The sequence below is a fragment of the Mesorhizobium sp. 113-3-3 genome (assembly GCF_016756495.1).
Lineage (GTDB): Bacteria > Pseudomonadota > Alphaproteobacteria > Rhizobiales > Rhizobiaceae > Mesorhizobium.
On the sequence record NZ_AP023243.1, the window covers coordinates 7051883 to 7067033 of the forward strand.

Here is a 15151-nt window from a genome sequence, read left to right on the forward strand (position 1 = left end):
ACAACCGCCAGAATGAGATAGGGAAACCGCACCAGCCCGACCTACTGGCTTGCCCAGACGATCCGCGCCACCCATTCGACCTCGCGCATGGGAATGTCGCGGTCAGGGTGATCGGGATTGAGCGAGACCAGCGCGATCGACTTGACGGTCTGGCGCTCGAGCACCTTGGCCATCACCTCGCCCGATGTGGTCTTGACGACGACGCGATCGCCCTTGCGGGTGATAGCGCCCGGCTCGACGATGAGCACATCGCCATTGCGGTAGAGCGGCAGCATGGAATCGCCTTGCACCTGCAGCGCATAGGAGCTCTCGGTCGATTGCGCCGGCAGTTCGACCAGATCCCAGCCCTGCCCGGCGGGAAAGCCGGCATCGTCAAAGAAGCCGCCGGCGCCGGCCTGGGCAAAGCCGAGAAGCGGCACGGATCTCCGGTAAGCGGGTGCCGTACCGATGCGGCCTTCGATCAGCCCGGTGAATTCGTCGAGCGAGGCACCCGTCGCCTCGATGATCTTGGCCAGTGATTCGGTCGAGGGCCAGCGCGGCCGGCCGTCCGAGGATAGGCGCTTGGACTTGTTGAAGGCAGTCGAATCGAGGCCCGCGCGCCTTGCCAGACCTGACGCCGAAAGCGAATAACGCTCGGCAAGAGCATCGATGGCAGCCCAGACGCGGTCGTGCGAGAGCATGTCGTGCTCTCCTTCGAGAGAGGAAAAAATGCCTTTCCCTTCTAGTCTCTGCATCCCGGTTTGTCCACCGGACGTACTCTGACGGCACACCCTTCGTGAAGGCTGCGGGAATGATGATCTCCGCTGCTCAGCCGGCCCCTTTGGTCAGGCCGCGCAGCCCCTGATGCGACGTCATGAAAATCCGCTCGGCCTCGGTCGGCGGACGCGGATTCACCGAGCGACCAAGCGCGGCGACGACCTCGTCGATATCGAGGAAGCGGCGCGCCTTGCGATCGTAGACGCCGGCCGTCGTCAGGATCAAGGCGGCCGTCTCGCCATTGTCGAGGACGAAACGATGCTTGCCGATGACCTGGCTGCCTTCCCAGGTCTCGATCGAGGAGACCACTTCGAAGCGGCGCCATAGCCTGATCTCGCGCGCATAGACCGCCTGCAACCCGCCCATCATCGGCGCCCAGCCATTCTTGCGCGCCAGCGAGATCAGCCCGGCGCGGACGAACAGGTCGATGCGGCCGAGATCGGCCAGCATCATGTAGCGCGCATTGTTGAGATGGACGTTGAAATCGATGTCGGTCGGCAGGCAGCGAAAGGCCAGCCGGCTTTCACCGCCCATCAAATAGGGGCCACGGCTGCGCGCCGTGGCCAGCATGCGCGCCATGCGCGCCCAGACGTACATGGCCTTTCGTCAGGCGGCCTGCTTCACGTCGCCCTTGGCGTAGGGGTCGAAGCGCTGGTAGAAGGTTTCGCCCTTTTCGGCCATGTCGATGAGCAGCTTGGGCGCCTTGAATTCGGCGCCGTATTTCTTCTGCAGCCCCTTGGCGATCTTGACGAATTCCTTGGCGCCGATGCCGTCGATATAGGACAGCGCGCCGCCCGTATAAGGCGCGAAGCCGAAGGCCAGGATCGAGCCGACATCGGCCTCACGTGGATCGGTGACGATGCCTTCCTCCATCACGCGCGCCGCTTCCAGCGCGATGGTGACCAGCAGGCGCTGCTGCAGTTCCTCATAGTCGACCTTGTCGGGCGCAAGCTGCGGATAGAGGTCCTTCAGACCCGGCCAAAGCTTCTTCTTCGCTGGCTTGGCCGGATAATCGTAGAAACCCTTGCCGTTCTTGCGGCCGAAACGGCCATGGTCGTCGACCATGGTGTTGATCAGCGCCATCTGCCTGGGGTCGACGGCCTTGCCGCCGAGATCCCTGATGGTCTGCGTCATGATCTTCTGGGCAAGGTCGATCGCCGTCTCGTCGGTCAGCGCCAGCGGACCGACCGGCATGCCGGCGGCCTTCGCCGCATTCTCGATCATCGGAGCGGGAACGCCCTCGATCAGCATCTTGTAAGCTTCCGACATGTAGCGCAGCACGCAGCGGTTGACGTAGAAGCCGCGCGTGTCGTTGACGACGATCGGCGTCTTCTTGATGGCGCGGACGAAATCGATCGCGGTGGCCAGCGCCTTGTCGCCGGTCTTCTTGCCGAGGATGATCTCGACCAGCATCATCTTGTCGACCGGCGAGAAGAAGTGGATGCCGACGAAATTCTTCGGCCGGGCCGAATTCTTCGCCAGCGCGGTGATCGGAATGGTCGAGGTGTTCGACGCGAAGATCGCGGACGACTTCAGCACGGCCTCCGCCTGTTCGGTGGCTGCCTTCTTGACGGCCGAATCCTCGAACACCGCCTCGACCACGAGGTCGCAGCCGGCAAGGTCGGCATAGTCGGCTGTCGGCGTGATCAGCGACAGAAGCTTGTCCTTCTCCTCCGGCTTGGCGCGGCCCTTCTTGACCTGATCCGAGACCAGGCTGTCCGAATGCGCCTTGCCCTTTTCGGCCGACTCCATGTCGCGGTCGAGCAGCACCACGGGAATACCGGCCTTTGCCGTCACATAGGCAATGCCGGCGCCCATGAAGCCGGCGCCGAGAATGCCGATCTTCTTGAATTTGGTTTCCGGCACGCCGGCCGGGCGGCGGGCACCCTTGTTCAGTTCCTGCAGCGACACGAACAGCGAGCGGATCATCGCCGCCGCTTCCTTGGTCCGCATGATCTCGGTGAAATAGCGCTGTTCGATCCTGAGCGCGGTGTCGAACGGCACGAGCAGGCCTTCATAGACGCATTTCAGGATGGCGGCGGCCGCCGGATAATTGCCATAGGTCTCGCGACGCAGGATGGCGATGGCCGGCGGCCAGAGATTGGCGCCCGCGGCCGAGTAGACCGGGCCGCCGGGCAGCTTGAAGCCCTTCTCGTCCCAGGGCTGGACGGCTTTCAGGCCGTTCCTGATCATGGCCTTTGCCGTCTCGACCAATTTGGCCGGCTCGGCGATCTCGTGGATCAGGCCCATGGCCTTCGCCTTCTGCGGCGACAGATTCTGGCCGGAGGTCAGCATCTGCAGCGCCTGCTGCTGATCGGTCAGCCGCGGCACGCGCTGGGTGCCGCCGGCGCCGGGGAAGATGCCGACCTTGACTTCCGGCAAGGCCATCTTGACCTTGTCGGAGTCAGCGGCGACGCGGCCGTGGCAGGCCAGCGACAATTCGAAGGCGCCGCCCATGCAGGTGCCGTTGATCGCCGATACCCAGGGCTTGCCCGATGTTTCGAGCTTGCGCCACAGGCCGCCCATGCGGCCGGCATTGTCGAACAGCAGTTTTGCCGCCTTCTCCGGATCCTTGGTCTTTTCCTTGGCGAAGACGGCAAGCATCTTCTGCAGCATGGTGAGATCAGCGCCGCCGGAGAAGCTGTCCTTGCCCGAGGTGATCACCGCACCCTTGATGCCGGCGTCGGCCATCACCTGGTCGATGATCTTGTCGAGTTCGCCCATCACCTCCTCGGTGAACACGTTCATCGAGCGATCCGGCATGTTCCAGGTGACGAGCGCGATGCCGTCGGCGTCGGTGTCGAGGGTGAAATTGATGTAGCTCATTGTTCTCTCCCCGTCAGACGCGTTCGATGATGGTTGCCGTGCCCATGCCGGCGCCGATGCACAGCGTCACCAGCGCGGTGTTGAGGTCGCGGCGCTCGAGTTCGTCCAGCACCGTGCCGAAGATCATCGCGCCGGTGGCGCCGAGCGGATGGCCCATGGCGATGGCGCCGCCATTGACGTTGATCCTGTCGTGCGGAATGTCGAAGGCCTGCATGTAGCGCAGCACCACCGAGGCGAAGGCCTCGTTGAGCTCGAACAGGTCGATGTCCGACAGCTTCATCTTGGCGCGCTTCAGCAGCTTCTCGGTAACGTCGACCGGGCCGGTCAGCATCAGCACCGGCTCGGAGCCGATATTGGCGAAGGTGCGGATGCGGGCGCGAGGCTTGAGCCCCATCGCCTTGCCGGCCTTCTTCGAGCCGAGCAGCACGGCCGCCGCGCCGTCGACGATGCCCGACGAATTGCCGGCGTGATGGACGTGGTTTACCTCTTCCACCTCGGGGTGCTTCTGCACCGCGACCGCGTCGAAGCCGCCCATTTCGCCGGGCATGACGAAGGACGGGTTGAGCGAAGCCAGCGACTGCATGTCGGTCGAAGGCCGCATGTGCTCGTCATGATCGAGGATGGTCAGGCCGTTCTGGTCCTTGATCGGGATCACCGAATTCTTGAAGCGGCCATCGGCCCAGGATTTGGCGGCGCGCTTCTGGCTCTCGACCGCATAGGCGTCGACGTCGTCCCTGCTGAAGCCGTATTTGGTGGCGATCAGGTCGGCCGAGATGCCTTGCGGCACGAACCAGCCGGGCAGGCCGACCGAAGGGTCCATGAACCAAGCGCCGCCGGACATGCCCATGCCGACGCGCGACATGGATTCGACGCCACCGGCGATGACGATCTCGTCGGCGCCCTGCGCGATCTTGGCGGCGCCGAAATTGATGGCGTCGAGACCCGAGGCGCAGAAGCGTGAGATCTGCATGCCGGGCGCCTTGGTGTCGTAGCCTGCCTCGAAAGCGGCGGCGCGCGGAATGACCGAACCCGCCTCGCCGACGGGATCGACGCAGCCGAAGATGATGTCGTCGACGGTGCCGGTGTCCAGCCCGTTGCGGTCGCGCAGCGCTTCCAGCGTCTTGGCGGCGAGCCGCACCGCCGGCACCTCGTGCAGCGATCCGTCCTTCTTGCCCTTGCCGCGCGGCGTGCGCACGGCGTCATAGACATAAGCCTCAGCCATTTTCGTGCTCCTTGGGTTTGCCGGTCGCCGCTCTCAGAGCGAGCGTCCGATCAGCAATTTCATGATCTCGTTGGTGCCGCCGTAGATTCGCTGGACGCGGGCGTCGCGGAACATGCGGGCGATCGGATATTCATTCATGTAGCCATAGCCGCCATGCAATTGAAGGCATTCGTCGACGACTTTGCCCTGCAGGTCGGAGAGCCAGTATTTCGCCATCGAGGCCGTCACCGGATCGAGCCCGCCATTGATGTGGCGGGTGACGCAATCATTGTAGAAGACACGGCCGATGGTCGCCTCGGTCTTGAGTTCGGCCAGCTTGAACTGGGTGTTCTGGAAATCGATGATCGCCTTGCCGAAGGCCTTGCGTTCCTTGACGTAATCGATGGTCAACGCCAGCGCCCGCTCGATCATGGCGATGGCGCCGGTGCCGATCTGCAGCCGCTCCTGCGGCAATTGCTGCATCAGCTGGATGAAGCCCTGGCCTTCCTCGTGGCCGAGCAAATTGGAGGTCGGCACGCGCACGTCGTTGAAGAACAGTTCGGACGTGTCGTTGGCCTTGAGCCCGATCTTGTCGAGGTTGCGGCCGCGCTCGAAACCCTCGACCTCGTCGGTCTCGACGACGATCAGCGAGGTGCCCTTGGCGCCCTTTTCCGGATCGGTCTTGGTAACGACGATGATGAAGTTGGCGAGCTGGCCGTTGGTGATGAAGGTCTTGGAGCCATTGATCTTGTACTGGTTGCCGTCCTTCTGCGCCCGCGTCTTGACGCCTTGCAGGTCGGAGCCGGCGCCCGGCTCGGTCATGGCGATGGCGCCGATCAGTTCGCCGGTGGCGAGCTTGGGCAGCCACTTCTTCTTCTGCTCTTCAGAACCGTAGTGAAGGACGTAAGGCGCGACGATCGAATTGTGCAGGCCGATGCCGAAACCGTCGACACCGACATGGCCGATCGCCTCGATGATGGCGCTCTCATGCGCGAACGTGCCGCCGGAACCGCCATATTCCTCCGGCATCGAGGCGCAGAGCAGACCGGCAGCACCCGCCTTCAGCCAGCTCTCGCGATCGACCATCTCGTTCTTCTCGAACTCGTCGTAGCGCGGTGCGATCTCCTCCGACATGAAGCGGGCCGCCATGTCGTAGAGCATGCCGACCTCGTCCGCCGCCCAGGCGGGTTTGGGGAGGCCAAGGATTTCGGCGGGGTTGGTCATGTGGATATGATACTCCTCCCAGAGCGCATCGTCGGAGTTGAGGCCAACGCACGTCACGCTGGCCTCAACCGACCCTCCCCTCGATGGGGAGGGCAACCATCTTTAGAACGCTTCCGCGGGCAGGGCCATCAGCGTGTCCGCGCCACTCGAAATGCGGGCGAGATGCGCCGACGTCTCCGGCATGATCCGCTCCATGAAGAAGCGCGCCGTCACCACCTTGTTGTCGTAGAAAGACTGCGAGCCGTTGGCGCCGGTCTTGCCCTGCGCCGCCTTGGCCATCTGCGCCCACATGTAGCCGAGCGCGACAAGGCCGAAGAGATGCATGTAGTCCGTCGAGGCCGCACCGGCATTGTCGGGCTTGGCCATGCCGTTCTGCACGAGCCACATGGTCGCCGCCTGCAGGTCATTCAGGCCCTTCTTCAACCCCTTGGTGAAGGACGCCATCTTTTCGTCGGCGCGGTTCTCCTCGCAGAACTCGCCGACTTCCTTGAAGAAGGCCTGGATGGCGCGGCCGCCATTCAGGCCGAGCTTGCGCCCGACGAGATCGAGCGCCTGGATGCCGTTGGCGCCTTCATAGATCATGGCGATGCGGGCATCGCGCACGAACTGGCTCATGCCGTGCTCTTCGATGTAGCCGTGACCGCCGAACACCTGCTGGGCCATGACGGCGTGATCAAAACCCTTGTCGGTGAGCACGCCCTTGACCACGGGCGTCATCAGCCCGGTGTAGTCGTCGGCGGCCTGGCGATCCTTGTCGTCGGCGGAGCGATGGGCGATGTCGGACTTGATCGCCGTCCACAGCGCCAGCGCGCGGCCGGCCTCGTTGAAGGCCTTCATGGTCATCAGCGAGCGGCGGATATCGGGATGGACGATGATCGGGTCGGCCTTCTTGTCTGGCGCCTTGGCGCCCGAGAGCGAACGGCCCTGCAAGCGGTCCTTGGCGTAGGCGACGGCGTTCTGGTAGGCGATCTCCGACAGCGACAGGCCTTGCAGGCCGACGCCGAGACGCGCCTCGTTCATCATCGTGAACATCGCCTTGAGGCCGCCATTCTCCTCGCCGAGCAGCATGCCTTCGGCCTCGTCATAATTCATGACGCAGGTCGAATTGCCGTGGATGCCCATCTTCTCCTCGATCGAACCGCAGGAGAGCGTGTTGCGCTCGCCCGGATTGCCCGATGCGTCGAGCTTGAGCTTCGGCACGATGAACAGCGAGATGCCCTTGACGCCTTCCGGCGCGCCCTCGATGCGGGCCAGCACGAGATGGACGATGTTGTCCGACATGTCGTGCTCGCCGGCCGAGATGAAGATCTTCTGGCCTGAGATCTTGTAGGTGCCGTTGCCGTTCGGCACTGCCTTGGTGCGCAGCAGGCCGAGATCGGTGCCGCAATGCGGCTCGGTCAGGTTCATGGTGCCGGTCCAGGAACCCTCGACCATCTTCGGCAGCCATTTTGCCTTCTGTTCGTCGGTGCCGTGGGTGATGATCGCAGCGATCGCGCCCTGGGTCAGGCCCGGATACATCATCAGCGACATGTTGGCCGAGACCATGTATTCGGCGACGGCGGTGTGCACGGCATAGGGCAGGCCCTGGCCGCCGAACTCAACCGGTGCGGCCAGCCCCATCCAGCCGCCTTCGCGATATTGGTCGAAAGCCTCCTTGAAGCCTTTGGGCGTCGTCACCGAGCCGTCGTCGTGACGCACGCAGCCTTCCATGTCGCCGACACGGTTGAGCGGATGCATGACGTTTTCGGCGAGCTTGGCGCCTTCGGCCAGGATCGCCTCCAGCACATCGGGCGTGGCGTCGGCAAATCCGGGAAGGTTCGAGTAGCGCTGATAGCCCAGCACCTCGTTGAGTACGAACAGCGTATCCTGGACCGGAGCCCTGTATGTCGGCATGCTTCTTCTCCACCCTGCGAACCTGGTCTCGAATGCCCCCGAATTCATGTCAGGGCAGCGTACGGACCCGTGTTGAAGCCGGGATAGCAAAAATTGACGTTTGCGTAAACGTCAATTTTTTCGCTGCGACAAGATTTCCGGCCCAACTCCTGCTTGGTGACGCTAGCGGCGCGACGTCATGCGGACCAGCACCGAGGGACCATCAGGCAGGTGCAGGCAACAAAAAAGCCGCACGGCAGAGCCACGCGGCTTTTGATCGTCAGAAATTCGGCAGACTTGCCTAGCTCGCGACGCTCGCCTGCGCCGTGCGTTCGGTCAGCATCTGGCGCACCGCCGACATCGAGCCCGAGAGCTCGTTGATGGCATCGTCGATCAGGGCTCGCTGCTTCTGCAGGCGGGCAAGCTGCTTCTCCGACTTGTCCAGCGCCAGCCGCAGCTGCTTGGTGTTGGAGCCGGTCGGATCGTAGAGATCCATCATCTGCTTGACGTCGCGCAGCGAGAACCCGACCTTGCGGCCGAGCAGGATCAGCTTCAGCCGGGCCTTGTCACGGCGCGTGTAGAGACGGGTGGAACCGTCGCGCTGCGGGTTGAGCAGGCCCTTGTCTTCGTAGAAACGCAGCGTGCGCAGCGTCACACCGTATTTCTTGGCCATTTCGCCGATGCGGGCGAGGTCCTCACCGGCTTCGACAGATACATTATTGGTATTGGCCGCGGTCTCGCCGGCCGAGATAAGCTTCATGGTCACTGGCTTTCCCCGTCTGGTGGCGTCGCGGTCCTGGACCATGCGTCGCCTGACTGGAAGCGGGGGCGTGCTTCCGGCCGTGGTTTCGACAAACAAAATCGCAAACAGCACACTCAAATGCGCCTTTTACGTTTACGTCAATTCTATACCGATAGCCGCCTCATGACGCAAGGGGCGTTCTGTGAAGGTGCTTTATGCCGCACCGTGGCGGCGACAGCGAACTTCCTTCCAACTTCTTAAGCTTGGTTAACGCGTTGTTTACCACGTTGGGGGAAATGTGGGCGCGTCGGCTACCCGTGTTTATCCTGTATCGAATTTTTCACGGTTTTTCGGAGCGCGGGTGAAAACCCGGGAGGCTTGCCTTCCACCGTGAAAGCGCGGTCGCCTTCGTTCCGGCAGGGACTTGGGGAGCTGGTCGCAAGCCGGCCAATCTGAAAGACGGACGCACCGATGAACAGCAAGCGGTCCTATCTCGATACACTCAACGCCGGCAGGCAGCGCAGGCCGCGCACCACGCTCGAGCAACTGAATCGCTCGCTGGAGACGCTGGAACAGCGGCTGGGGCAGTCCCGTGAGGAGGTGACGGCACGTCCGGCTCCGCGCCAATACGGTGCCGACCCGCGCTATCCAGCCACCGAGCCGCGCTATCCCGCCACCGAGCCGCGCTATCCCGCCGTCGACCCGCGTTATCCCGCCGCCCAGCCAGCCGGCCAGCAGCGCTGGTATGAGGATCCGAGGCCGGCGGCACGCCCGCAGAACCCGGCGCCGGCGCCCAGCTTCGACCAGAACTACCAGGCCATCGCCCGTGACATCGACCGCGTGCGCGGCCAGGAAGACAGCGTCGCCATGGTCGGCAAGATCGCCGGCGAATTGCGCGGCATGCGCGAGGAACTGCGCCACCAGATGACATCGGGCCTGCAGCGCGAATTCGATGCGCTGCGCAAGGATATCGACCGCGCCTTCCAGGCCAACGCCAGACCCGGCGCGGCAGGCAAGGGCAGCGCCGAACTCGGTGTCGAATTCGAACGGCTTTCCGGCGCCATCAAGTCGCTGTCGGAAAAGAGCGACGACAGAAGCGTCAACATGCTGCGGCTGGAGCTCGAGCAGGTGAAGGCCGCGCTCGACACGCTGGCGCGCGAGGAAAGCGTGCAGAAGGTCGACCGCCGCTGGGACGATTTCGACCGCCGCTGGTCGGCTTTCGAGGATCGTGTCGACGCCGATCACCGCAAACGTTCCGACGATCCCGCCCTTGCGGGCCTGACCGATCGGCTGGAGCAGATCAGCAACGCCGTCAACAATCTGCCGGAATCGCTGTCGCTGCGCTCGCTGGAGGAAAAGGTCCGCACGCTGGCCGGCGCCGTCGAGCATTTCGCGGGCCAGCAGGACAATCGCGGTGGCGACACGCTTGCCATGATCGACGAGCGGCTGGACGAGATTTCGCGCGCCATCGTCGCCTCGACCGTGGCGGCACAGGCCAATACCGTCGACCACGAAGCCTTCGACCGTATCGAGAAGCGCATCGACTCGCTCGCCCGGCAGATCGAGGAAGGGGCGCAGGATCGCCCCGGCAACGCGGTCATGGATCGCCTGAGCACGCTGTCGAGCCGGGTTGATGAACTCGCCGGCCGCGCCAATTTGCCCGAACAGGCGATGGAACGGCTGGCCAAGCAGATCACCCTCATCGCCGACAAGATCGACCAGGCGCCGGCCATGCCCGACGCCGACTACATCTTCCACGGGCTCGAGCAGCGCTTCGACGTGCTGTCCAGCATGATGGAACGCCGCCAGGGCGACGCCATTGAACAGGGCAACATGCTGTTTCGCGATCTCGAGCGCCGTCTCGACGAGGTTGCCGACCGGCTCGACCAGCGCCTCGTGCCGCAGATCGACAGCGCCGGCATCATGGAAGCCATCGACGCCCGCTTCACCGCACTTGCCACGCGCATGGAGACACGCGCCGCCGATCCTGCAGGCGAAGCGGCAATCCGCGGACTGGAAAGCCGGCTCGAGGACATTTCCAGCCGGCTCGACGCATCGGCGGCCCAGGTGGCCGGCATTGATCCGGCGCTGATCCGCAGCCTGGAGGCGCAGGTCGCCGGCCTGTCCGCCCATCTTTCCAAGCCCAGCACGCCGCTGCCGGAATTCGAGGATATCAGCCCGCGCCTCGACGAGATCGAGAAGGCGCTGGCCGGCACCCGCGATTCCATCCTCGGCGCGGCACGCGACGCGGCCGAGAACGCGGTGCGTTCGCTGGCCGGGTCGGACGCCAACGCGTCGGCTGTTTCCGGTCTCGCGCAGGACCTCAAGACTCTGGAGACGCTGACGCGGCGTTCCGACGAGCGAAATTCGAGAACCTTCGAAGCCATCCACGACACGCTGCTCAAGATCGTCGACAGGCTGGGTTCGCTGGAGACCAGCGACCCGTCCGAAGCGGTGAGCGAGCTTCTGGACACGCATCAGGACGAGGCCTTCGGCAAGCGCCACGCGCGGACTGCCAAGATGGCTGTCGCGGCGCCGTCCCTGGATATTGACGAGCCGATGCCGCTGACCGGCGACATGGCCGATCTCGACGGCCGCGCCGCCGCCATAATGCGCAACGAACAGGGCGTACGCAGCGACCTGGGCACGCGCTCGCCGGCGGAAGCCGCCGCTGCCGCAGCGATGGCCGCCCTCGGGTCCGACACCATCGCCGAGAAGGATCAGCCGGCAGGCCGCAAATCGATGTTCGGCGGGCTGGCCCGCGCCTTCAAGGGCAAGAAAGCCGCTGATCTTCCGCCGCTGGCCGGCTCGGCGCCGAGCAGCGACATTCCGACTGTCGATCTCGACGAGCCGCTCGATCCGAAGGTGGCCAACCGCCCGCTGGAGCCCGGCTCCGGCGCGCCCGACCTCAATGCCATCATGAAGCGCGTGCGCGACGAACGCGGTCAGCCGGCAAAGCCCGGCGAAGGCGATGCCGCGAAATCGGATTTCATCGCAGCCGCGCGGCGCGCGGCGCAGGCCGCCGCCGCCGAGGCCGACGCCTTGAAGCGCCAGTCGACGGTGAAAGGGCCGGTAAAGGCGCTCCGGATCGGCGACCTGCTCAAGGCGCGGCGCAAGCCGATCCTGATGGCGGCGGCAGCGATCATGCTGGCGCTTGCCGGCCTGCAACTCGGCAAGGCGTTCCTCTCGGATCCCGCCCAGGTGGCCAGCAACGACGCCGCACCGATCGTCGCCGCACAGCCGGTGCAGACGGCATCCGTCGACACGGCGAGTCAGCCGAAGATGGAAGCCCAGCCGGCGGCGACAGACAGCGCGCCGGCCCGTGCCGTCAGGCAGGCCGAGCAATCCGCTCCCCCGGTGAAGGACGACATGGTGGCGCAGACCGCCCTGGCGATGCCGTCGGACACGGACGCAATGGCGAATACGGCGCCGGTCGCGGAGCCCGCTGCTACGCCTGCTGCTTCCACTGCCGCTTCCGGCCCGACATCTGCCGCTTCAGACGCAATGGCTTCGGCCGCTCCGGCGCCGGCTGCGCCCATTGCCACGACTCCGATGGATGCGACGGCTTCCGAGCCGGCCGCTGTCGCCGGCGGTGCGCAAGCGACGACCACCGATACCCAGCCGGCAGCGGCTGCTCCAACGGTGGCCAACGACGGCATCGCCAAGGACACCACCGGCGCCGTTGCACCGGCAGGTGCCCCCGCGACGGCAGCCGCGGCCAAGTTCGACATTCCGGCCGATGCCGGCCCGGCCGCGCTGCGCGATGCCGCCGCTGGTGGCGACGCCAAGGCGCTGTTCGAGATCGGCTCGCGCTACGCCGAATCGCGCGGCGTCAAGGAAGACATGGCGGCAGCCGCCAAATGGTACGAGAAATCGGCGGAACTCGGTTTCGCGCCGGCCGAATACCGCATCGGCAATTTCTATGAGAAGGGCATCGGCGTCGCCCGCGACATCAAGAAGTCGAAGACCTGGTACCAACTCGCCGCCGAACAGGGCAATGCCAGCGCCATGCACAATCTGGCCGTGCTGTTCGCCATGGCCGCCGATGGCGTGACCGACAATGAATCGGCCGCGCGCTGGTTCCAGGAGGCCGCCGACCTCGGCGTCAAGGACAGCCAGTTCAATCTCGGCATCCTCGCCGCCAAGGGCGTCGGCATGAAGCAGAACCTGGAGGAGTCCTACAAATGGTTCGCGCTCGTCGCCAAGACCGGCGACAAGGACGCCGCCGCCAAGCGCGACGAGATCGCTAATGCGCTGCGGCCCGAGCAGCTCGAGCGGGCGCGCGCGGCGACCGAACTGTGGAAGGCCAAGCCGCTCAACGCGGCGAGCAATTCGGCCGACATTCCCGAATCCTGGCAGGAAGGCACGCCGCAGACGACCGCCGGCATCGACATGAAGAAGGCGGTCAAGAACATCCAGCTCATCCTCAACAAGAATGGCTATGACGCCGGCGGCGCCGACGGCGTCATGGGCGACAAGACCAAGAACGCGATCATCGCTTTCCAGACCGACAACAAGCTGCCGGCGACCGGCGCCGTCGATGAAAAACTGGTCAGAGCGCTGCTGGCGCGCAAATAACAAGAAGAAGCGTCGTTTCCACGACGCTGTTGCCACACATTTGCCTGTTAACTGATTGAGATATTTTTTGTTTCGGCGCGGCGACGGGGTTTGACCCCGCCGCCGCGTCGGCGCAAGGAAAAATTGGCTTTTCGGTGCGAGACTGCCGAGAATGGCTGTATTCGCCGACAGGCAAACTGATCGAGACTGACGGGTGGGCATCTATCTCCCGATTGCGGAAATTTCCGTCAACGTCTTCGTGCTGCTGGCCATGGGCGCGGCGGTGGGCTTCCTGTCGGGCATGTTCGGCGTCGGCGGCGGCTTCCTCATCACCCCGCTTCTGATCTTCTACAACATCCCCCCGGCGATCGCGGTCGCCACCGGCGCCAACCAGGTCATCGCCTCTTCCGTCTCCGGCGTGCTGTCGCACATGAAGCGGGGCACGCTCGACTTCAAGCTCGGCGGCGTGCTCCTGGCCGGCGGCATCATCGGCTCCACCGCCGGCATCTACGTCTTTGCCTTCCTGCGCCGGCTCGGTCAGCTCGACCTGTTCATCTCGCTGCTTTATGTCGTGCTGCTCGGCACGGTCGGCGGGCTGATGCTGGTCGAAAGCATCAATGCGCTGCGCGCCACACGCAGCGGCGCCGCCCCGGTGCTGAAGAAATCCGGCCAGCACAACTGGATCCACCGGCTGCCGCTGAAGATGCGCTTCAGGGCGTCGAAACTGTTCGTCAGCGTCATCCCGGTGCTGGGCCTTGGCGCCGGCATCGGCTTCCTGTCGTCGATCATGGGCGTCGGCGGCGGCTTCATCATGGTGCCGGCGCTGATCTATCTGCTCAAGGTGCCGACCAATGTCGTTATCGGCACCTCGCTGTTCCAGATCATCTTCACCTCCGCCTACACCACGCTGGTTCACGCCACCACCAACCAGACCGTCGATGTCGTGCTGGCCTTCCTGCTGATGGCAGGTGGGGTGGCCGGCGCGCAATATGGCGCCAAGGCCGGCCAGAGGCTGCGCGGCGAGCAGCTCAGGGCGCTGCTGGCCTTGCTGGTGCTGGCCGTGGCGATCCGGCTCGCCATCGATCTCTTCGTCACCCCGCCCAATCTCTATTCGCTGTCCAGCGTGGGCCTCAACTGATGGCGGGCCCGAAAGCATTCGCAGCCGCCATCCTCCTGTCACTGCTTGCGGCCACCGCGCCGGCGAAGGCACAGACGCCACTGACGGAAGGCATCCAGATCGGTCTCTCCACCGACAACGTCTCGATCACCGCCGGTTTTTCCGGCGCCGACCTGACCATCTTCGGTTCGCTGGAAAATCCCGACCCGCTGGTTGCCCGCCAGGGCCGCTACGACGTCATCGTCGTGCTCGAAGGGCCACCCAAGCCGGTCGTGGTGCGGCGCAAGGACCGGGTGCTCGGCGTGTGGGTCAATCTGGATTCCGAAACCTTCGAGAACGTGCCCGTGTCCTATTCGGTGGCGACGACGCGGCCGCTGCAGGACATCACCGAACCCAACAGCTACAAGCAACTGTCGCTCGGCGCCTCCAACCTCTACATGCAGCCCGCCGACGCCGGCGACAGCCCGGCGACGATCGAGGAATTCACCGCTGCATTGCGTGAGCGCAAGGGCGCGGCTGGCCTCTACAGCGAGAATGTCGGCGGCGTGCAGTTCCTGTCGCAGAACCTGTTCCGCGCCACTGTCAGGCTGGCGCCGAACGTGCCGGTTGGCACCCACAAGGCCCGCGCGTTCCTGTTCAAGAGCGGCCTGTTCATCAAGGAGAGCTCGGCCCAACTCGAAATCCGCAAGTCCGGCTTCGAACAGTCGATCTTCCGCGTCGCCCACGACTACTCCTTCCTCTATGGCGTCTTCGCCATATCGCTGGCCATGCTGACGGGCTGGCTCGGCAGGCTGATCTTTCGCAAGGACTGAGACGTCCAAAGGGGGTTTCCCTTTCCCGCGCCATGCTATAGACC

General features: G+C 64.6%; 10 protein-coding genes. 3 read left to right on the forward strand and 7 right to left on the reverse strand.

Going from position 1 to position 15151, the window contains the following annotated elements; all coding sequences use genetic code 11:
* Window positions 1-41 precede the first annotated feature (41 nt).
* The 7 genes from JG746_RS33940 to JG746_RS33970 all read right to left on the reverse strand — a co-directional run bounded on the left by JG746_RS33940 (window position 42) and on the right by JG746_RS33970 (window position 8639).
* On the reverse strand, window positions 42-680 hold the full coding sequence (locus tag JG746_RS33940) for a S24 family peptidase (RefSeq protein ID WP_202356284.1): 639 nt from the start codon (window positions 678-680) through the stop codon (window positions 42-44).
* A 127-nt stretch (window positions 681-807) separates the two neighbouring features.
* On the reverse strand, window positions 808-1353 hold the full coding sequence (locus JG746_RS33945) for a thioesterase family protein (protein WP_202356285.1): 546 nt from the start codon (window positions 1351-1353) through the stop codon (window positions 808-810).
* Window positions 1354-1362: 9 nt separating this feature from the next.
* Window positions 1363-3582 carry a 3-hydroxyacyl-CoA dehydrogenase NAD-binding domain-containing protein gene (locus JG746_RS33950; RefSeq protein ID WP_202356286.1) on the reverse strand — a complete coding sequence of 740 codons (2220 nt, stop codon included), beginning with the start codon at window positions 3580-3582 and terminating at the stop codon, window positions 1363-1365.
* Window positions 3583-3595: 13 nt separating this feature from the next.
* Window positions 3596-4804: an acetyl-CoA C-acetyltransferase gene (locus JG746_RS33955; RefSeq protein WP_202356287.1), complete on the reverse strand. Its 1209-nt coding sequence runs from the start codon at window positions 4802-4804 to the stop codon at window positions 3596-3598.
* A 33-nt stretch (window positions 4805-4837) separates the two neighbouring features.
* Window positions 4838-6007: an acyl-CoA dehydrogenase family protein gene (locus JG746_RS33960; RefSeq protein WP_202359558.1), complete on the reverse strand. Its 1170-nt coding sequence runs from the start codon at window positions 6005-6007 to the stop codon at window positions 4838-4840.
* 102 nt (window positions 6008-6109) lie between these two features.
* A complete protein-coding gene (locus tag JG746_RS33965; RefSeq protein ID WP_202356288.1) occupies window positions 6110-7900 on the reverse strand; it encodes an acyl-CoA dehydrogenase in 1791 nt (596 codons plus the stop codon).
* 280 nt (window positions 7901-8180) lie between these two features.
* On the reverse strand, window positions 8181-8639 hold the full coding sequence (locus JG746_RS33970; protein ID WP_202359559.1) for a MerR family transcriptional regulator: 459 nt from the start codon (window positions 8637-8639) through the stop codon (window positions 8181-8183).
* 453 nt (window positions 8640-9092) lie between these two features.
* Between JG746_RS33970 and JG746_RS33975 the strand changes: the two genes are divergently transcribed.
* The 3 genes from JG746_RS33975 to JG746_RS33985 all read left to right on the forward strand — a co-directional run bounded on the left by JG746_RS33975 (window position 9093) and on the right by JG746_RS33985 (window position 15107).
* Complete coding sequence (locus JG746_RS33975) at window positions 9093-13199, forward strand: peptidoglycan-binding protein (RefSeq protein ID WP_202356289.1); 4107 nt, start codon at window positions 9093-9095, stop codon at window positions 13197-13199.
* A gap of 193 nt (window positions 13200-13392) precedes the next feature.
* The gene (locus JG746_RS33980) at window positions 13393-14316 is read left to right on the forward strand and encodes a sulfite exporter TauE/SafE family protein (protein ID WP_202356290.1); all 924 of its coding nucleotides are present in this window, start codon (window positions 13393-13395) and stop codon (window positions 14314-14316) included.
* Entirely contained in the window at window positions 14316-15107 is a 792-nt protein-coding gene (locus JG746_RS33985; RefSeq protein ID WP_202356291.1) for a TIGR02186 family protein, read from the forward strand. The genes JG746_RS33980 and JG746_RS33985 overlap by 1 nt, the downstream gene beginning before the upstream one ends.
* The last annotated feature ends 44 nt before the right edge of the window (window positions 15108-15151 follow it).